The sequence below is a fragment of the Rhizobium sp. N324 genome, assembly GCF_001664485.1.
Lineage (GTDB): Bacteria > Pseudomonadota > Alphaproteobacteria > Rhizobiales > Rhizobiaceae > Rhizobium.
Map to the genome: position 1 here is coordinate 569,923 of NZ_CP013630.1, position 18,436 is coordinate 588,358.

At 63.3% G+C, this 18,436-nt stretch carries 19 protein-coding genes, 1 tRNA gene and 1 riboswitch; of the genes, 10 read left to right on the forward strand and 10 right to left on the reverse strand.

The genetic code is table 11. From position 1 onward, the window contains the following. Nucleotides 1-47: 47 nt before the first annotated feature. The 4 genes from AMK05_RS02790 (at nt 48) to AMK05_RS02805 (ending at nt 3,984) form a co-directional block, all read left to right on the forward strand. Complete coding sequence (locus AMK05_RS02790; protein WP_064836335.1) at nt 48-1,247, forward strand: aspartate aminotransferase family protein; 1,200 nt, start codon at nt 48-50, stop codon at nt 1,245-1,247. A 37-nt stretch (nt 1,248-1,284) separates the two neighbouring features. Further along, nucleotides 1,285-2,199: an ornithine carbamoyltransferase gene (argF, locus tag AMK05_RS02795; RefSeq protein WP_064836337.1), complete on the forward strand. Its 915-nt coding sequence runs from the start codon at nt 1,285-1,287 to the stop codon at nt 2,197-2,199. 88 nt (nt 2,200-2,287) lie between these two features. Then, nucleotides 2,288-3,280, forward strand: coding sequence for an Hsp33 family molecular chaperone (locus tag AMK05_RS02800; protein ID WP_064836339.1), 993 nt, complete (start codon nt 2,288-2,290; stop codon nt 3,278-3,280). Between the two features lie 116 nt (nt 3,281-3,396). Beyond that, entirely contained in the window at nt 3,397-3,984 is a 588-nt protein-coding gene (locus tag AMK05_RS02805) for a hypothetical protein (protein ID WP_064841247.1), read from the forward strand. 385 nt (nt 3,985-4,369) lie between these two features. On the opposite strand, the gene apaG is transcribed toward AMK05_RS02805, so the two are convergent. Next, on the reverse strand, nt 4,370-4,762 hold the full coding sequence (gene apaG, locus AMK05_RS02810; RefSeq protein WP_049732266.1) for a Co2+/Mg2+ efflux protein ApaG: 393 nt from the start codon (nt 4,760-4,762) through the stop codon (nt 4,370-4,372). 257 nt (nt 4,763-5,019) lie between these two features. Beyond that, nucleotides 5,020-6,204 carry an O-succinylhomoserine sulfhydrylase gene (locus AMK05_RS02815; protein WP_064836341.1) on the reverse strand — a complete coding sequence of 395 codons (1,185 nt, stop codon included), beginning with the start codon at nt 6,202-6,204 and terminating at the stop codon, nt 5,020-5,022. A gap of 42 nt (nt 6,205-6,246) precedes the next feature. Beyond that, nucleotides 6,247-6,325, reverse strand: a riboswitch (SAM riboswitch). Nucleotides 6,326-6,398: 73 nt separating this feature from the next. On the opposite strand from AMK05_RS02815, the gene AMK05_RS02820 reads away from it, so the two are divergent. Together AMK05_RS02820 and AMK05_RS02825 are read left to right on the forward strand one after the other, a co-directional pair. Then, entirely contained in the window at nt 6,399-7,493 is a 1,095-nt protein-coding gene (locus AMK05_RS02820) for a 2'-deoxycytidine 5'-triphosphate deaminase (protein ID WP_064836344.1), read from the forward strand. A 59-nt stretch (nt 7,494-7,552) separates the two neighbouring features. Further along, nucleotides 7,553-7,626, forward strand: a tRNA-Gly gene (locus AMK05_RS02825). 22 nt (nt 7,627-7,648) lie between these two features. Here AMK05_RS02825 and AMK05_RS02830 read toward each other — a convergent pair. Then, nucleotides 7,649-7,927: a hypothetical protein gene (locus AMK05_RS02830; RefSeq protein ID WP_064841248.1), complete on the reverse strand. Its 279-nt coding sequence runs from the start codon at nt 7,925-7,927 to the stop codon at nt 7,649-7,651. A gap of 364 nt (nt 7,928-8,291) precedes the next feature. Here AMK05_RS02830 and AMK05_RS02835 point away from each other — a divergent pair, with 364 nt between their 5' ends. After that, on the forward strand, nt 8,292-8,672 hold the full coding sequence (locus AMK05_RS02835; protein ID WP_064836346.1) for a VOC family protein: 381 nt from the start codon (nt 8,292-8,294) through the stop codon (nt 8,670-8,672). Nucleotides 8,673-8,919: 247 nt separating this feature from the next. On the opposite strand, the gene AMK05_RS02840 is transcribed toward AMK05_RS02835, so the two are convergent. Beyond that, on the reverse strand, nt 8,920-10,926 hold the full coding sequence (locus tag AMK05_RS02840; protein ID WP_064836348.1) for a methyl-accepting chemotaxis protein: 2,007 nt from the start codon (nt 10,924-10,926) through the stop codon (nt 8,920-8,922). 491 nt (nt 10,927-11,417) lie between these two features. Here AMK05_RS02840 and AMK05_RS02845 point away from each other — a divergent pair, with 491 nt between their 5' ends. Beyond that, a complete protein-coding gene (locus tag AMK05_RS02845; RefSeq protein ID WP_064836350.1) occupies nt 11,418-12,293 on the forward strand; it encodes a transporter substrate-binding domain-containing protein in 876 nt (291 codons plus the stop codon). A 74-nt stretch (nt 12,294-12,367) separates the two neighbouring features. On the opposite strand, the gene AMK05_RS02850 is transcribed toward AMK05_RS02845, so the two are convergent. The 5 genes from AMK05_RS02850 to AMK05_RS02870 all read right to left on the reverse strand — a co-directional run bounded on the left by AMK05_RS02850 (nt 12,368) and on the right by AMK05_RS02870 (nt 15,546). Further along, a complete protein-coding gene (locus AMK05_RS02850) occupies nt 12,368-12,781 on the reverse strand; it encodes a tellurite resistance TerB family protein (protein ID WP_049734388.1) in 414 nt (137 codons plus the stop codon). A gap of 95 nt (nt 12,782-12,876) precedes the next feature. Beyond that, nucleotides 12,877-13,593 carry a thermonuclease family protein gene (locus AMK05_RS02855; RefSeq protein ID WP_064836352.1) on the reverse strand — a complete coding sequence of 239 codons (717 nt, stop codon included), beginning with the start codon at nt 13,591-13,593 and terminating at the stop codon, nt 12,877-12,879. Nucleotides 13,594-13,604: 11 nt separating this feature from the next. Further along, nucleotides 13,605-14,294, reverse strand: coding sequence for a S24 family peptidase (locus AMK05_RS02860; protein ID WP_064836354.1), 690 nt, complete (start codon nt 14,292-14,294; stop codon nt 13,605-13,607). A 113-nt stretch (nt 14,295-14,407) separates the two neighbouring features. Continuing rightward, nucleotides 14,408-15,055 (reverse strand): response regulator, encoded by a 648-nt coding sequence (locus tag AMK05_RS02865; RefSeq protein ID WP_064836356.1) that lies wholly within the window; start codon nt 15,053-15,055, stop codon nt 14,408-14,410. Nucleotides 15,056-15,147: 92 nt separating this feature from the next. After that, nucleotides 15,148-15,546: a hypothetical protein gene (locus AMK05_RS02870; protein ID WP_064836358.1), complete on the reverse strand. Its 399-nt coding sequence runs from the start codon at nt 15,544-15,546 to the stop codon at nt 15,148-15,150. Nucleotides 15,547-15,664: 118 nt separating this feature from the next. Between AMK05_RS02870 and AMK05_RS02875 the strand changes: the two genes are divergently transcribed. Both AMK05_RS02875 and AMK05_RS02880 read left to right on the forward strand, forming a co-directional pair. Next, nucleotides 15,665-16,018 (forward strand): DUF952 domain-containing protein, encoded by a 354-nt coding sequence (locus AMK05_RS02875; RefSeq protein ID WP_064841249.1) that lies wholly within the window; start codon nt 15,665-15,667, stop codon nt 16,016-16,018. Next, a complete protein-coding gene (locus tag AMK05_RS02880) occupies nt 16,015-17,103 on the forward strand; it encodes a quinone-dependent dihydroorotate dehydrogenase (RefSeq protein WP_064836360.1) in 1,089 nt (362 codons plus the stop codon). Before AMK05_RS02875 ends, AMK05_RS02880 begins: the two co-directional genes overlap by 4 nt. On the opposite strand, the gene AMK05_RS02885 is transcribed toward AMK05_RS02880, so the two are convergent. Beyond that, nucleotides 17,079-18,425, reverse strand: coding sequence for an MATE family efflux transporter (locus tag AMK05_RS02885; protein WP_064836362.1), 1,347 nt, complete (start codon nt 18,423-18,425; stop codon nt 17,079-17,081). The genes AMK05_RS02880 and AMK05_RS02885 overlap by 25 nt on opposite strands. Nucleotides 18,426-18,436: the final 11 nt, after the last annotated feature.

Below are 18,436 nucleotides of genomic sequence, written 5' to 3' on the forward strand. Positions count from 1 at the left end.
TTAGCCGGAGTCCGTTGCTAGATAACGCTGATCGGGAGACCCGCGCCATGGCCGAAGCCGCGCCGCTTTATGACACCTATTCTCGTGCCCCGCTGCGGTTCGAGCGAGGCGAGGGCGTATGGCTGATCACCGAAGGCGGCGAGCGTTATCTCGATTTCGGCGCCGGCGTCGCCGTCACCTCGGTCGGCCACGGCAACCCGCATGTTGTGGGTGCCCTGAAGGAGCAGGCCGACAAGGTCTGGCACCTCTCCAACATCTATGAGATCCCCGGCCAGGAGCGCCTCGCCAAGCGCCTGACGGATGCCACCTTCGCCGACAAGGTGTTCTTCACCAATTCGGGCGCCGAGGCGCTGGAATGCGCGATCAAGACGGCGCGCCGCTATCAGTTTTCCAAGGGCCATCCCGAGCGCTTCCATATCATCACCTTCGAAGGCGCCTTCCATGGGCGCACGCTGGCGACGATCGCCGCCGGCGGCCAGGAGAAATACCTCGAAGGCTTCGGCCCCAAGGCGCCGGGCTTCGACCAGGTGGCCTTCGGCGACATTGACGCGGTTCGCGCCGCCATCACCGACGCCACCGCGGCGATCCTCATCGAGCCGGTGCAGGGCGAGGGCGGTGTGCGCCCCGCCACCCCCGAATTCATGAAGGCGCTGCGCCAAATCTGCGACGAAAACGGCCTGCTGCTGATCCTCGACGAGGTCCAGACCGGCGTCGGCCGCACCGGCAAGCTTTTTGCCCATGAATGGTCGGGCATCACCCCCGATATCATGGCGGTCGCCAAGGGCATCGGCGGCGGGTTCCCGCTCGGCGCCTGCCTGGCGACCGCTGAGGCCGCCTCCGGGATGAAGGCCGGCACGCACGGTTCGACCTATGGCGGCAATCCGCTGGCCATGGCCGTCGGCGGCGCCGTGCTCGATGTCATTCTCGCCGACGGCTTCCTTCAGCAGGTGCGCGACGTCGCCTTGGTCTTCCGCCAGGGACTCGCCTCGCTGAAGGACCGCTATCCCGATGTGATCGAGGATATCAGGGGCGAAGGCCTGCTGCTTGGCGTCAAGGCGGCGGTTCCTTCAGCCGAACTGCTGCAGGCGATCCGCGCCGCGCATCTGCTCGGCGTGCCCGCCGGCGACAACGTCATCCGCCTTCTTCCGCCCCTCGTCGTCACCGCCGAGGAAGCCCGCGAGGGCCTTGCCCGCCTCGAGCGCGCCGCCGAAAGCATCCGCGCCTCCAAGGTCAAGAAGACGGCTTGAAAGGATTGGCGCCTGCGGGCGCACGACAGGTAAGAACATGGCTCCTAAACATTTCCTCGATCTTTCGGCGGTCACCTCAGCCGACCTCAGAACCATCATGAACGATGCGCTCGCCCGCAAGCAGGCCTTCAAGGCCGGCAAGGGCGACAAGCCGCTCGCCGGCAAGATGCTGGCGATGATCTTCGAAAAGCCGTCGACCCGCACCCGCGTCTCCTTCGACGTCGGCATGCGCCAGCTCGGCGGCGAAACGCTGTTTCTATCCGGCACCGAGATGCAGCTCGGCCGCGCCGAGACGATCGGCGACACCGCCAAGGTGCTGTCGCGTTATGTCGATGCGATCATGATCCGCACCACCGAACACTCCAGGCTCCAGGAGCTTGCCGAGCATGCGACCGTGCCGGTGATCAATGCGCTGACGGATGATACCCATCCCTGCCAGATCATGGCCGATATCATGACTTTCGAAGAGCATCGCGGCCCGATCAAGGGCAAGACCATCGCCTGGACCGGCGACGGCAACAATGTGCTGCATTCGCTGGTCGAGGGGGCGGCGCGTTTCGGCTATCGCATGAACATGGCCGTACCCCTTGGTTCGGAGCCCAAGGATCACTATCTGAACTGGGCCCGCAATGAGGGCGCCGAAATCATGCTCTGCCATGATGCCGACCGTGCGGTCGAAGGCGTCGATTGCGTGGTGACCGATACCTGGGTCTCCATGAATCAGGAACATCGGGCCCGGGGTCACAACGTCTTCCAGCCTTACCAGGTCAACGCGGCCTTGATGGCGAAGGCCGGCAGCGATGCATTGTTCATGCATTGCCTGCCCGCCCATCGCGGCGAGGAAGTGACGGACGAGGTGATCGACGGCCCGCAATCCGTGGTCTTCGATGAAGCGGAAAACCGTCTTCATGCGCAGAAGTCGATTCTTGCTTGGTGCCTGGGCGCGATCTGAACCATAATCGGACGCCGCGTGTGAACAGCGCGCGGCCGCGCGAGCGAAGGGCACCCTGTCCTTTCGCTTGAAAACTAGGAGTGAATCCATGGCAGAAGCTGCAGCCGCCCTCGGCCAGTTCGATTTCGCCGGCGATGACCATGTCGTCCCTTTCCAGGTGGAGGGCCTGGATGTGCGCGGCCGCGCCGTCCAGCTCGGCCCGATGCTCGATGCCATCCTCGAGCGCCATCATTATCCCGCCCCCGTCGCCCGGCTGCTTGCCGAAGTCGTGGTGCTGACGGTGCTGCTCGGCACCTCGCTGAAGTTCGACGGCAAGTTCACGGTGCAGACCAAGGGCGATGGCCCGGTCGATCTTCTCGTCGCCGATTTCTCGACGCCGGAAAATGTCCGCGCCTATGCCCGTTTCGACCAGGCGCTGCTCAACAAAGCCATTGAAGCTGGGGAAACCGAGCCGGAGCAACTGCTCGGCCGCGGCATACTCGCCTTCACCATCGACCAGGGCAAGTTCGGCCAGCCCTATCAGGGCATCGTCGCGCTCGACGGCACCTCGCTCGAAGAGATTGCCGGCGTCTATTTCCGCCAGTCGGAGCAGATCCCGACGCGCGTGCGCCTGGCCGCGGCCGAACTCCTCGATCGCGACGAGGCAGGCAAGCCGCGCCATCGCTGGCGGGCAGGCGGCCTTGTCGCCCAGTTCCTGCCTGAGGCGCCGGAGCGCATGCGCCAGCCGGATCTCCACGGCGGCGACGGCGATACCGAAAGCCGCCCGCATGGCGAGGACGACGCCTGGACCGAAGCCCGTTCGCTTGTAGAGACCATCGACGCCGATGAATTGACCGACCCGCTTGTCGGCACCGAGCGGCTGCTGTTTCGCCTGTTCCACGAACGCGGCGTGCGCGTCTACGAACCGCGGGCGGTCTTCGACCGCTGCAGCTGTTCACGCGACAAGATCAAGGGCGTGCTGAAGGGCTTCACCGCCGAGGAGATCGAGGCCAGCCAGGAAAACGGCGAGATCGCCGTCACCTGCGAATTCTGCTCGACCACCTACCGTTTCGAGCCGGTCGAACTTCAGCCGGCTGAGTAGGCTCGGTTGAGCACGCGCAGAACAAATACAAAAGATTAGCGGTGATGCAGCACGGTGACTCGACTTTTGGTGGTCACTGTGCACCATTTATCCAACTGGTTCGGGGATGGGACTTCATGCGCATTTTTTATTTCGTAGTCGCATTCATGGCTGCGATGCCACAAATTGGCTTGGCTGATGATAAGGCAATCCAATGGAAAGAGGTCGGGGGCTGGACCGTGGCTGTCGACCCGACTTTAGACAATGGCTGTTTTGTTCTGACGTCCTTTGATGACGACACCATTTTTCGTCTTGGCTTCAATTTCCGAAAAAAGGACAAACCTCTGTACATTCTGCTCGGAAATCCGAACTGGAAATCGTTGGAGAAAGGTAAGCATTATCCCATCGAACTTTCGTTAGACCAGACTCAATGGACGGCTGATGCGAGAGGTCTGGATCTCGACGGCCTCAAATCATTGTGGATCGATACCGACGATACCGACTTGATTGAGGAGTTCTCTGGTAAACTGAGTTTTCGCGCCCGCTTTAACGGAAAAGAGATTGTTGCCCTCGGTCTGAAAGATTCCGAGAGGGCAGCGGATGAGTTGCTCGCCTGCCAAAAGGCGGTAAACGATGCGGTCATGAAACAGCCGGCGCCGCCACAATCAAAAGATCCGTTCGAAGCAAAGCCAGGCACCCAGGCCTCGGATCCTTTCGACCTTTAGTCGATTGATGACTGGGCAAGCCCGAGGATCCACGACCGCGGGTACGACGTCCATGTTGGTACTGACTGGAAGGCTGCATCCGGCCGCATCCACGCGCAGTGTTTGCCGCATGGGTCCTCAGGTCAAGCCCGAGGACGACGGAGGGTGGCGAGAAGCGAGCGGCAAGAGGCGGGATGTCTGGGAATTCCAGCAAAATGCGCAAACGATTTTGCGTGAGAAGCAGGTAAAGCACCCTTCCAACAAAACCGCTGCACACTTTTTGATGAATTTGCTCCCGGCTCCCGCCTCCTGCCGGTCGTTGTCCCCACCCTCCGTCGTCCTCGGGCTTGACCCGAGGACCCATGCGGCAAGCACGGCGTTCGCGTTCGAACTGACAAGCAACCCGTCAGTTGAGCACGCGCAGCAGCCCCGGTGAATCCAGCGAGAAGGCGGGGATGTCGACATCGAACATCTCGCCTTCATCCGTTTCCATCTGGTAATGGCCGAACATCAGCCCGGAGGGCGTGTCGAGCGGGCAGCCCGAGGAATATTCGTAGGTGTCGCCGGGGCTGAGCCGTGGCTGTTCGCCGACGACGCCGGGGCCGGTCACCTCGTCCACCTGCCCGTTCTGATCGGTGATATTCCAGTAGCGGTTGACCAGGCGAACGGCGATGCCGGAATTGTTGCTGATGACGATCCGGTAACCCCAGACATAGCGATCGTCGTCCGGATCGGATTGCTCCTCCAGATAGAATGGCTCGACGACGACTTCGATATCTTTTGTGAGGGCGCGATACATGCCTTGCACCTTAGTCAAGATATGTTACCCGTATCTTATAAGAGGGCCTGTCCGTCAAGAAACGGAACGATGATCGTGAATAAAACGGTCCTGATCGAAGGTGTTTCGATCGTTAAGCCTAATTGGCAGCGTTAATTCACTTCCGAACGCCGGCACAGCCGAACTTGTTCCCCCGGCCTCGCCTTCGAGGTCCGGCCCGGCATCGTCTTCAGTCCGGCGAGCCGAACCCCAAATGAGGTCCGGCCGCCATTAGCTGATCAGGCCGAGACCTTGGCAAGCGCCTTGGCGAAATCCTCGATCAGGTCGTCGGTATCCTCGATGCCGGCCGAAAGGCGGACGGTGCCGGGGGAAATGCCGAGTTCGGCGCGCGCCTCCTCCGAAAGGTTCTTATGCGTCGTCGTCGCCGGATGGGTGATCAGGCTCTTGCTGTCGCCGAGATTGTTGGAAATCTTGATGATCTCGAGCGCGTTTTGCAGCGCAAAGGCCGCGTCCTTGCCGCCCTTCAGCTCGAAGGCGACAAGTGTCGAGCCGCCGGTCATCTGCTTGGCGATGATGTCGGCCTGCGGATGGTCCTTGCGGCCGGGATAGATCACCTTGGCGACCTTGCCTTGCTCGGCCAGAAAATCGGCAATCTTCGCGGCATTCTGCGTCTGCTGCTTGACGCGCAGCGGCAGCGTCTCGATGCCCTTCAGCAGCGTCCAGGCGTTGAACGGCGACATGGCCGGGCCGGTATGGCGGAAATAGTCATGCAGGTTCTCGTCGATCCAGGCCTTGTCGGCCAGGACGACGCCGCCCAGGCACCGGCCCTGGCCGTCGATGTGCTTGGTGGCGGAATAGACGACGATATGGGCGCCGAGATCCAGCGGCTTCTGGAAGAGCGGTGTTGCGAAGACGTTGTCGACGACGACCTTGGCGCCGACCTGGTTGGCGAGCTTGGCGACCCCTGCGATATCGACCACCTCGAGCGTCGGGTTGGTCGGGCTTTCCAGGAAGAACACCTTGGTGTTCGGCCGGATTGCCTGTTCCCAGTTTGCCAGATCACGGCCGTCGACCAGCGTGCACTCGATGCCGTATTTCGGCGCCAGAGTTTCCACCACCCAGCGGCAGGAACCGAAGAGGGCGCGCGCCGCAACAATATGGTCGCCTGCCTTGACCTGGCAGAGGATGGCCGCGCTGACCGCCGCCATGCCGGAGGCGGTGGCGCGGGCGTCTTCGGCGCCTTCGAGCATGCACATGCGCTTTTCGAACATGTCGTTGGTCGGGCTCCCGTAGCGGGCGTAGATGTAGCCGTCGGTCTCGCCCTTGAAGCGGGCTTCGGCCGCTTCCGACGTGTCATAGACGAAGCCCTGCGTGAGATAGATTGCCTCGGATGTTTCGCCATATTGCGAACGCAAGGTTCCGCCGTGGACGAGTTGGGTTGCCGGGCGCCAGGTCTTGCTCATGCCATCACCTTCACATAACAAAAAAACCGGCCGCAAAAGCAGACCGGTTTCAACCCGGTCTTTTTAGCCACTTGTTTAACGTGGCTGCAAGCCGACCGGCCAAATCACCACGGGATAATTCTGCAATACTGCTGTTAGCTGCTTGCGTCAATTCCCCGTATTTGGTTTTGTCGGCGGCAAATGATGGATGAGGCATGATGGCTCGTGAAACGGGAATTCTGGCGGACCGCGCGATCTCGGCGCTGTTCGAAACGGGGCGTCTGATCTCCGAACGGGAGCTGGACCGCGACCAGATCCAGCCGGCAAGCCTCGATCTGCGCTTGGGCGCCAAGGCTTTTCGGGTGCGCGCCAGCTTCATGCCCGGCCCTTCGCATCTGGTCTCGGATAAGCTCGACCGCCTCAGCCTGCACGTGATCGACCTTTCCGAAGGCGCGGTGCTCGAAACCGGCTGCGTCTATATCGTGCCGCTGATGGAGAGTTTGGCGCTGCCGGCCGACATGTCGGCCTCTGCCAATCCGAAGAGCTCGACTGGCCGACTGGACATTTTCACCCGCGTCATTACCGATTACGCCCAGGAATTCGACAAGATCCCGGCTGGCTATGCCGGCCCGCTCTATCTCGAAATCAGCCCGCGCACCTTCCCGATCGTCGTGCGCCGCGGCTCGCGCCTGTCGCAGATCCGCTTCCGCGTCGGCCATGCCCTGCTCGGCGAGCCGGAACTGCTGAAACTGCATGAAAGCGAGACGCTGGTCGCCAGCAAGCAGCCGAACGTCTCGGGCGGCGGCATCGCGCTGTCGATCGATCTGGCCGGAGATGAAGACGGCCTGATCGGCTATCGCGGCAAACACCACACCGCCGTCGTCGATGTCGACAAGAAGGCCGAGCACGACATCTTCGATTTCTGGGAACCGCTCTATAGCCGCGGCCGCAACGAACTGATCCTCGATCCGGACGAATTCTATATCCTCGTCTCGCGCGAGGCCGTGCACGTGCCACCGGATTATGCCGCCGAAATGACCCCCTTCGACCCATTGGTCGGCGAATTCCGCGTTCACTATGCCGGCTTCTTCGATCCGGGCTTCGGCCACGCCCCGGCCGGCGGCCGCGGCAGCCGTGCCGTGCTCGAAGTGCGCAGCCACGAAGTGCCCTTCATCCTCGAAGACGGCCAGATCGTCGGCCGCCTCGTCTACGAACACATGCAGGAAAAACCGACCAGCCTCTACGGCTCCGGCCTCGGCTCCAACTACCAGGCCCAGGGCCTCAAACTCTCGAAGCACTTCCGCATCTGACAGCTTGCGTGTCGCGTGACTTGACAGCAGCCCCCATCTGTTGGAAATCTCAGCGCATCGCGGGTGTAGCTCAATGGTAGAGCAGCAGCTTCCCAAGCTGAATACGAGGGTTCGATTCCCTTCACCCGCTCCAGCTGCCTTTCCAGCGACCTTCTCTAATCCCCAAAAAACCGGATCGGCTTGTACTGCCGATGCGCGATGATCAGGCTCCGATCGGGCTGGATGATGTAGGTTTCTTCTACCTGCCGGCCGTATTGGTCGATGAAATCATGCGGGAAGGCGGAGCCAGCAGGTGATTTGGTGAGTTTGCTGCGCGGCTGGCCGTTATAGGTGATGCTTCCCGGGATCGGTTCCAGGCCGGGGCCACTATAGGTGACGGTATTGCACCCGGTGAGAATGAGGGTGCCGATGAGGCCGATGAGTGCGGGTTTCATGTCCATCCCTTCCGGTGCGCCGACGGTGTGATCTTACTCCGGATCGGATCACACTCGCCAGATGAAACGGCGGATCCGCCTTCAATCCTTAGGGATGGATCGCCTGGAACGCCGTGATCGCTTTATGGCCTACTTCATTGCCGAAACCGGCGCCGTCTGCTAGATCGGCATGGTCGAAAAAGGCAGGACCGGTTGAGGTAAGCCCGATCCCTTCCGTTGGAGCGTCAAATCTCTCCGACGAAGCTCTGCTCCGTGGCCCATGGCACGAGAACCCGCGACGTGATCCGCATGAAAATGCGGGATCCCGGCGGCGTGCGGAGACGGCAAAAAGGCAGTCCCGGGATTTTTTTGAACGGAGACTGTCATGCGCCTGAATCATCTCGATTTTCACGTACCCGATATCACCGAGACGGCGGATTTCTTCATCCGCCATTTCGGCCTGACGCTGAAGGATATGCGCGGCAACAGCGGCCTGGCGATCCTGGAGGATGATACCGGCCTCGAAATCGTCCTTAGCCACGCCATCGCCAAGTTCGGCACTGCCGACCAGGTGGAGATAGGGCGGCAGACCTATCATATCGGCTTCATCCTGACCGAAAGGGCGGATGTCGATGCGGTCCATGCCGGGCTTGTCGCCGCCGGCGCGATACTCTCCGGTCCGCCGGCCGCTATGCGCGGCGGTTGGCTGTTTTATTGCACGGCGCCGGGGAATATTCTCGTCGAGGTGGGTTGGCGGCCGGGTTAGAGCGAGAACGGGAGTCCACAAATTGGGGGTGAAGGCTCGTGCCCCTCATCCGCCTGCCGGCACCTTCTCCCCGCACGCGGGGCGAAGGGGGTGTGCCGCGACCTCTCGGTTCCTCGCCAGCGCCTCGCAGGGCACGTCCCCTCGCCCCGTTCTTACGGGGGTCCGAAGGACGGGTCGAGACCAGTGGCTCGACCCAGCCAACGGTTAGGGTGAGGGGCAGCCTTCGGCGCGAACTGGACAGCCTACCTCAGAACTCCGTCCAATCACCGTCCTGGCCTTTCGGCGCGCTGCCTGCGCCGAAGGCGTTGGCGAGGGTCTGGCCGAGGGCGCGGGCGGGCGAGGCGGTCGGGCGGGCCGCACCTTCCCGTGCGACGCGGATCGCGGGTGCCTTGGCCACTGGGCGCGTAGCGGGGCGGGGTGCGGCTGCCGGCGGCCGGGTCGAGGCGATCGGGGCGGCGGCGGCGAAGCTGCCAGTGCCGGTCAGCCGGAACTGGCCGAGCAGATTGTTGAGCGCTGTCGCCTCCGTGGCGAGGCTGTGGCTGGCGGCGGTGGACTGCTCGACCATCGCCGCATTCTGCTGCGTGCCCTGGTCCATGGTGTTGACGGCGGTGTTGATCTCCTGCAGCCCGATCGACTGTTCGCGCGAGGCTTCGGCGATGGCGTGGACGTGCTGGTTGATTTCCTGCACTTCCTGGACAATCGAATCGAGCGCCTTGCCGGTTTCGCCGACCAGCGAGACGCCGGTCTGCACATGCGTGCCGGAATTGGTGATCAGGTCCTTGATTTCCTTTGCCGCCTTGGCGGAACGCTGTGCAAGCTCGCGCACTTCCTGGGCGACGACGGCAAAACCCTTGCCGGCTTCGCCGGCGCGCGCTGCTTCGACGCCGGCGTTCAGCGCCAGCAGATTGGTCTGGAAGGCGATATCGTCGATGACGCCGATGATGTTGGAGATTTCGCCCGAGGATTTTTCGATCTGCTGCATGGCGGAAACGGCCTTGCGGACGATCTCGCCGGATTTTTCGGCGCCGAGGCGGGTGCGGGCGACGAGCTGGCTCGCCTCCTCGGCGCGCTTGGCGGCGTCACGCACCGTCGTGGTGATCTCCTCCAGCGCCGCCGCCGTCTCCTCGACGGAGGCCGACTGCTGTTCCGTCCGCCGGGAAAGCTCGTCTGCGGAAGACCGGATTTCGTTGGCGCCGGCGCCGATCGCCCGGGCATTGGCGCCGACCGTATGCAGCGCCTCGTTGAGCTTCTCGACCGAGTTGTTGAAATCCTCCCGCAGCGCATCGAGATGGGCGACGAAAGGCTGGTCGATATGCGAGGCGAGATCGCCGGCGGCAAGGCGGCGCAGGCCGTCGCCGAGCGCGGTCACGGCGCCTTCGAGTTCGGCTGCTTCACGCGTCCGCTGTGCCTCGCGTTCGCGGCGTTCGCCGTCGCCGAGGCTGCGGTCGGCTTCGGCGCGCGCCTCGATCCGGGCACGTTCGATGGCGTTGTCGCGGAAGATCGAGACGGCTTTGGCCATCTGGCCGACTTCGTCGCCGCGGTCGAGGCCGCCGACATCGCTTGCGGTATCGCCCTCGGCAAGCCGCGTCATGCGCAGGTTGAGCCGCGTCATCGGGCCGGCAATGCCCATCTGGGCCACGACGACGCTGAATCCGACGGCGCCGAGAACGGCGATGCCGATCAGAACGAGGCAGAAGACGATCCGGCCGTTGACCGAAGCCGAGAGCGCGTCGCCGCCGTCGTTGAGCATCGCCATCATCGCATCATTGTTGGCGATCATCTTCGGCGTCAGCGCATTGAGCTTGGCATTGATCAGGGCGACATTGGCAAGCGCGCCGGCGCTGTCCTTGGCCTTGCTCTGTTCGGTGATCTTGTTGGCCAGCGTTTCGATCTCATCAATGCCGGCCTGAATGTCGTCGATCGCCGCCTTGCGGCTCGGCACCAGCGCCAGCGCATCTTTCATCCGCTCGCGGGCCTGCGGCAGCCTGCTCGGCGCCGCAAGCGCGGTGGCGAAAGCCGGCGTATCCGGTTTCATGTCGGCGAGCAGGGTGACCTGCAGCACCGAGGCCACCACCGAGGCGCTGGCGCGCGCGCTCTGCATCGAGGCCAGCGCTTCATGATCGATGAAGGCGCTGTAGGCGGCGTCCGCACGGCGGAACTCGGCGATGACATAGACCAGCCCGGCCATCGTGATCAGCCCGAGCAGCGCCACGACCGATATGATTTTCGTGCGGATTTTCAGATGCTTCAACATGGAAATGTTACCCGGTTGACCAGGCGTCGCACGCCCGGTGCTTTAAAATCAATTGTTGCAAACAGAGCGCTGCGTCGGTGGCGCGGCTCAGGGATTATTGCGGGGTTGACACATGCATCATGCAATCGGCCGGCGGGTCCGTGTCGTCGTCACAAATAGAGGCGATATTCTTTAATTCCGCGCTAACGGCAGGGCGGCGACACGGTGATTTTTGGGGGTAAGGAGGGCCACGGTTGCCACCGCACCGAAGGCTCGCTGCCCCTCACCCTAACCCTCTCCCCGTAAAAACGGGGCGAGGGGACGTGCCCCGCGAGACGTTAGCGGGGGACGGAGAGGTCGCGGCAAAATCTCCTTCTCCCCGTAAAACGGGGAGAAGGTGCCGGCAGGCGGATGAGGGGCGGATGCGCACGATCCGTCCCATAGATATTTCCCGCCCGGCATGACTCTGTTACATCTCGCGGCAACGCTTCGCGCTTAACTCCGAGACCACGATGATCGAATCCAAACGGGCATTTCCGATTCTGAGGGCTCTTCTTGCGTTCGGCCTGTTTCTGGGCGCTCTGTTTGGCGGCTTTGCCGCATCCGCCCAGCAGGCCACGCCCTCGCTGCCGCTGCTTTTCGATGCCCGCGAACGTCTGGCGCGGCCCGATCTCTCCTCGCTGGTGCGGTTGCGCTTCCTGACCTCGGTCGATTTTCCGCCGTTCAATTTCACCGATCAGAACGGCAAGCTGTCCGGTTTCAATGTCGATCTCGCCCGCGAAATCTGCAGCGAGCTGGAGATTTCGGACAAGTGCCAGATCCAGGCGATCCCCTTTGCCGACCTGAAGGATGCGCTCGCCGCCTCGCAGGGCGACGCCGTCATCGCCGGCCTTGCGGTGACGCCGGAGCTGCGCCGGCAATTCGTCTTCTCCCGGCCGTATCTGATGCTGCCGGCCCGTTTCGTGCGCAATCTCGCCGTGCCGCTCGACGGCAAAACGGCTGCCGCGCTTTCGGCGCACCCGGTCGGTGTGGTCAAGGGCACGGTGCACGAGGCGATGCTGGCCGCCTTCTTTCCGGCGATCAAGGCTGAGCCCTTCGACACCAAGGACGCCCTGCTTGCGGCGCTGAAGGAGCGCAAGGTCGATGCCGCCTTCGCCGATGCGCTGCAGCTTTCCTTCTGGGTTTCCTCGCCGGCCTCGGCCAAATGCTGCGCCCTGTTCGACGGGCCTTACCTCTCCGAGCATTTCCTCGGCGAGGGCATGACGATCATGCTGCGGCAGAAGGACAGCGTGCTGACGGCGGCGATCGACCATGCGCTCGCCACGCTGTCGCGCAACGGCCGTCTTCAGGAAATCTATCTACGCTATTTTCCCTACGGGCTTTATTGAGCCTTCATGCATGTCGCCCAAAAGTGTGCAGCGGTTCCGGGATAACGACATGCATAAGAACAGAGAGCTTAAAGTCAGCCCTTGCGGAAACGGGCAATGGCGCTGCGCTCGATCGCCGCGCAGGTGAGCTTGTCGAGACCGAGCCGGTCGCGCAGCAGGCTGAGCAGCCGGAGTTCCTCGGCTTTGACAGAGAGATCGGCGGAAGCGACTTCGACGGCCAGCGCATAGGCCGTGTCGTAGAGTTTTGCCGGCAGGGTGTCGCGCACGGTTTCGAGAACGACGTCGAGGCCCTCAGGCCCTGAAAGCAGCGAGGCGCAGTCGCGCGCCACCGAAATCAGCTTGTCGTCGTCGAAATCCCGGAAAACCGGCAGGAACCCGATCAACTGGCCGATCCTTTCCATCTCCCGGTCGTTCATCGTGCTGTCGACGGCTGAAGCCATCACCATCACGTAGATCAGCGCATCATGGGCGGAAAGCGGCTTGTTCATCTCTAATTCCTTTTTCGATCAGCCCAAAGCGGGAATTGGCAGTGGGAATTGGCAGCCGGCATTACAAGGGATCGGCTCCCTGTCAAGGCCGCCGGTCATCTCCGGCGCGGATCGTCGCCATAAAGGCCTTTTCCCGCCTGCCTGGCCTTTTCGGCAGCCCATGCAAGCGGTGAGCCCGCCGCTGCCTCGGCCCAGCCGTTTTCGGCAAGCCATGCGCTGAGATCCTGCGTGCCGAGCCGGCAGGCGGCGGTCGCCGTTTCCTTCCATTCGGCCGCATCGAGATCGCAGGCGATGCTGCGGTTGCGCAACAGCTGGCGTAGCGCCGTCTTCGCCATCATGCCGCAGGGCCATTGCCGGCCCGCCGGCCCACATATCCTGTCGGCCGGCGTCGGCACGATGCCGGCAAGCTGAAGCTTGCGCTCGCCGAAGGAGAGAAAGCCGGCATTGTCGACCGCCGGCCGCGCCAGCTCCATCGGCGTCTTTACGGCCGGACCTGCGGCTTGCCCGGCGGCCGTCTCGGCTCGCCGCTCGCTGTCAGCGGGTTTCGGCGCCGCGCCGTCGGTTGGTCCGGGGGAAGGCGGAGCCGGGTGTTGCGACGCCGGTTCCGCAGATTGGGCGATCACTTCGGCACGGTCGTCCGAAATCACAGCCGGTTCGCCGGCCTTAGGGGCGGAACCCACAGCAGTCGCCGTCTCCTCAGCGGAGACGGTCTCGCCGTCCGTGCCGCCCCGCAGCCTTGCTTCTCCAGCCATCAGCAAGCCGGCCACCACCGCCATCCCTATGAGACCCGTGAAGATGGCGGCAGGGCGCATGGAATATCTTCCTATTGGCTGGCCCAGATGATGCGGGCGATCCAATCGACATCGGAAAGCTCGAGGGTGCGGTTGGGATGTTCGGGATTGAGCGACAGGAGCTCGATCGAGCGCGGGCTCTGGCGCAGCAACACCTTCGCCATCACCTCGCCCTCGTTTGTGCGCACCACGACGCGGTCGTTGCGGCGCACCTGCGCGCCAGGCTCGACGATCAGCACGTCGCCGTCGCGGTAGAGCGGCATCATGCTCTCGCCCTGCACCTCGAGCGCATAGACGGCCGATTTCTGCGACGGGGCTGCGGGAAATTCCACCACGTCCCAGCCCTGGCCGGCCGGAAAACCGCCATCGTCGAAGAAGCCGCCGGCGCCGGCCTGGGCAAAGCCGAGCAGCGGAATCGAGCTGCCCTGCGGCGGAAAAGCGCCGTCAGGCTGTGCGCCCAGTTGCCCGGCCAGCTTCCTGGAAAAACCGGCATCCGGCTGCAGGAAGGCAAGGAACTGCTCGACGCTCGCCCCCGTGGCGTCGAGCACCTTGGCGATCGATTCCGTAGAGGGCCAGCGCAGCCGGCCGTCGGCGGAAAGCCGTTTCGATTTGTTGAAGGAGGTGGGGTCGAGCCCGGCGCGCCGCGCAAGACCGGATGGCGTCAGTTCGTGCCGCTCGGCAAGCCTGTCGATCGCTCCCCAGATCTGGTCGTGTGACAGCATAGGCGCCCGATTCCGTGCGCGGCTCATCCGCGCGTCAGCCGGCCGGAATATTAACCGACCGTGTCGCCGGAGTAAAGGCAAAGGAGGAATAAAATCCTGTTATTGCAAGCGTTTCAGGCGACCATCGCCATATTGATCTTGCCGAGCTGGATGACCGCCTGCGTCCGGCTGTCGACGTTGAGTTTCAACAGGATCGCCGAGACATGCGCCTTGATCGTCGCCTCGGAGACGCCGAGTTCGTAGGCGATCTGCTTGTTCAAAAGCCCTTCGCCGAGCATGGTCAGCACCCGGCTCTGCTGTGGCGTCAGCGTGTGCAGGCGGTGGATCAGGTCGGCGATATCGGGATCCTGCTCCTGGCCGTCGCGATAGTTTTCGGGCGTGGCGATATCGCCGGCAAGCACCGTCTGGATGCTGCGGCGAATGTCTTCGATGCCGGCGGATTTGGAGATGAAGCCGGAGGCGCCGAGTTCCAGCGCCCGGCGGATCGTCGTCGCGTCGTCGGTCGCCGAGACGATGATGATCGGCAGGCTGGCAAATTCCGAGCGCAGCGCCATCAGGCCGGAAAAGCCGCTGACGCCGGGCATGGCAAGGTCGAGCAGCATCAGGTCGGCCTCCGCATGGGCGCCTGCCGCCTTGCGCGCCGCGGCGAAATCGCCGGCCTCGACGATCGCCTGCCGGCCTTCCATGCCGACCACGGCCTGGCGCAGCGCGTCGCGGAACAGTGGATGATCGTCCGCAATGATGATGGTCTGTTCCTGCATCGAAAACTCCCTCCCAAGAGCCCGATCTGCCCGCATGCGCCGCCGTCCCCTCGGCGTTTCTCATGCATGCCTGCTGATATGACTATATCAGATCAGGTCTTCTGCGGAAGGGGATTGGCGTTTTCCTCGGCCTGAAACTCCTTCACCATCCCCATGAAACTCTTCATCATCTTCTCCATGATGCTGATCGAGCGGTCGACCTCGGCGTCGCTCGGCAGCGCCCGCTGGATGAGGCCGCCCTGTTCCAGCTTCGTCACCCGCTGCGAAAGCCGGTCGAGCTCGTCCTCATAGGCCGCCCGTTCGTCGGCCGCCATGCGGCAGACGAGGGCGCCGTCCTTGTCCTGGCAGATCGACATGGCGCCGGTCTGGCGGTCGAGCCGGACGAAATGATCGCCGCTCTTTTCCAGCTGGAACCGGCTTGCATCGGCCTCGGCCGCTGCGGCGCCAAGCGGCAGGAGAAGAACGCCAAGTGTGAGAACCAAAATCTTCATCGTCTCATCCTCCGGATTTTGCCTGTGCGGGTCCTGTTTTTAAGGGCCGGGGCGTGGACATCGCCGCCTCTTTCCGGCAAAGCGCTGGTGATCGAGGACCAGCAATCGCGAGGCCATGATGACCCTGACACCGACCCTTTACAAGATCGTGACGGAAACGCTCTGGCAGCAAGCCAGACAAACCGGCATTTTTCATGGCGCCGGCATCGATCTCAAGGACGGCTTCATCCATTTCTCGACGGCAGAACAGGCTAAGCAGACCGCCGCGCTGCATTTCGCCGGCCAGTCCGGCCTGCTGCTGATTGCCGTCGATGGCGGGGGCTTCGGTGACAAACTGGTGTTCGAACCTTCGCGCGGCGGCGATCTTTTCCCGCATCTCTATGCCGATCTGCCGCTGGCAGCCGTGCTCTGGGAGATGCCATTGCCGCTCGACGAGACCGGCGCTCATATTTTCCCGGAGTTGCAGCCATGATCGATCCCTTCAAGCGTCTCGCCCGCAAGGGTCTCTTCCTGTTCGATCCGGAAACGGCGCACGGCATGTCGATCGCCGCGCTGAAATCCGGCCTGGTGCCCGCCTGCCAGATCACGCCCGATCCGCGTCTGCGCCAGACCGTTGCCGGCCTCACCTTCGAAAATCCGCTCGGCATGGCCGCAGGCTATGACAAGAATGCCGAGGTGCCGGAGGCGCTGCTGAAGCTCGGCTTCGGCTTTACCGAGATCGGCACGGTGACGCCGAAGCCGCAATCCGGCAATCCGCGCCCGCGCATCTTCCGGCTGGTGGAGGATGAAGCCGTCATCAATCGCCTCGGTTTCAACAATGAAGGCCATGAGACCGCTTTCGGGCGCCTCGCGGCGCTGAGCGGCAAGGGCATTGTCGGCGTCAATATCGGCGCCAACAAGGACAGCGACGATCGCATCGCCGACTATGTCGCCGGCATCCGCCGTTTCCATTCGGTCGCACGTTATTTCACCGCCAACATCTCCTCGCCGAACACGCCGGGCCTGCGCGACCTGCAGGCCCGCGAAAGCCTTGCCGCGCTGCTATCGTCAGTGCTGACGGCGCGCGACGAAATGGCGGCGACCTCAGGCCGCAAGGTGCCGGTCTTTCTGAAGATCGCCCCGGATCTGACCGAGGAAGGCATGGACGATATCGCGGCGGAAGCGCTGTCGCATGCGCTGGATGGCTTGATCGTCTCCAATACCACGCTGTCGCGCGACGGACTGAAAGATCAGCGCCAGGCCAAGGAGGCGGGCGGTCTCTCCGGCGTGCCGCTGTTTGAAAAATCGACTGCCGTGCTCGCCAGAATGCGCAAGCGCGTCGGCCCCGCCCTGCCGATCATCGGCGTCGGCGGCGTCTCCTCAGCCGAAACCGCGCTGGAGAAAATCAAGGCGGGCGCCGATCTCGTCCAGCTCTATTCCTGCATGGTCTACGAAGGCCCCGGCCTGCCCGGCGATATCGTCCGCGGCCTTTCCAAGCTGATGGACCGCGAAAAGGCCGGCACGATCGGCGAGCTGCGTGACAGCAGGCTGGATTACTGGGCGGCCCGAAAGGTCTGATCGGCCCGCGGCTTGACCAGCACGGCCAGGAAAAAGCCGCGGAAGAGCAGGAAGGCGTTCATAGCAAGCCACAGGCCGTGATTGCCGAAGAGCGGCACGAAGACGGCAAGCATGGCGAGGTAGCCGGCAAAGGACATCAGCATCCGGTTGCGCATCTCGGCCGACCATGTCGCGCCGATGAAGACCCCGTCCATCAGGAAGGCGAGTGCGCCGGTGAGCCCCGTCACCGCCGCCCAGGGCAGATAGGCCGCTGCCGCCTGCCGCACCTCGGGCGAAGTCGTCAGCACCGAGATCAGCCAGGGACCGGCAAGGAAGAAGAAGGCGGAAACGATCGCCGCCAGTCCGAAGGACCACAGGATCGTCAGCTTCAGCCCGCGGTCGAAAGCCGGCCGGTAGCGGGCGCCGACCGCCCGGCCGGTGATCTGCTCGGCGGCATTGGCCAGCCCGTCGAGATAATAGCTGGAGAGCAGCACGAAATTCATCAGCACGGCATTGGCGGCAAGCGTCACCGCGCCGAAGCTGGTGCCGATCCGCGTCATGATGGTGAAGGCGCCGATCAGCACGAAGGTGCGGATCAGGATGTCGCGGTTGAGCGCGAAAAGCTCGGCCAGCCGGTGCCGGGAAACGATCTCCGCCCATGCCGGCCGATCGGCCTTGGCAAAGCCGTTGAGCACGACAAAAAGCCCGACAAGCGCGCCGGCCGTCTCGCCGGCCATCGTTCCCCAGGCGACACCGGCCACGCCCCAGCCGAGCGTCAGGCCGAGATAGATCGACAGCAGGATGTTGATGCCGTTGATGATTGCCTGCAGCAGCAGCCCGATCTTGCCCTGCCCACGCCCGAGCACGAAGCCGAGGATGGCGTAATTGGCGAGCGCTGCCGGTGCGGCGAGGATGCGGATCGAGAAATAGGTGCTGGTCGCCTCTGCGATCGCGCCTTCCGCGCCCATCAGCCGCAAACCGGCCGCAATCAGCAGCGGCGAAAGACAGAGCAGCGCCAACCCGCTGCCGAGCGCAGAGATCAGTGCCCGCCAGAAGACGGCCTGTTGCTCGTGCTGGTCTCGCCGGCCATAGGCCTGCGCCGTCAGTCCTGTCGTCGATGCCCGCAGGAAGTTGAAGCTGCCCAGGATGAGATCGAAGAGCATCGCGCCGATCGCGAGCCCTGCCAGCGCTTGCGGATTGCCCATATGGCCGACGACGGCGGTGCTCGTCAGCCCGAGCAGCGGCGTCGTCACGAAGCCGAGCGTCATCGGAATGGCGATCGACAGCACCAGCCGGTGCGTCACCTCGAAGGCAAGGGAATGACTGTTGCTGCGCGTATCCATGCTTGCCCCAT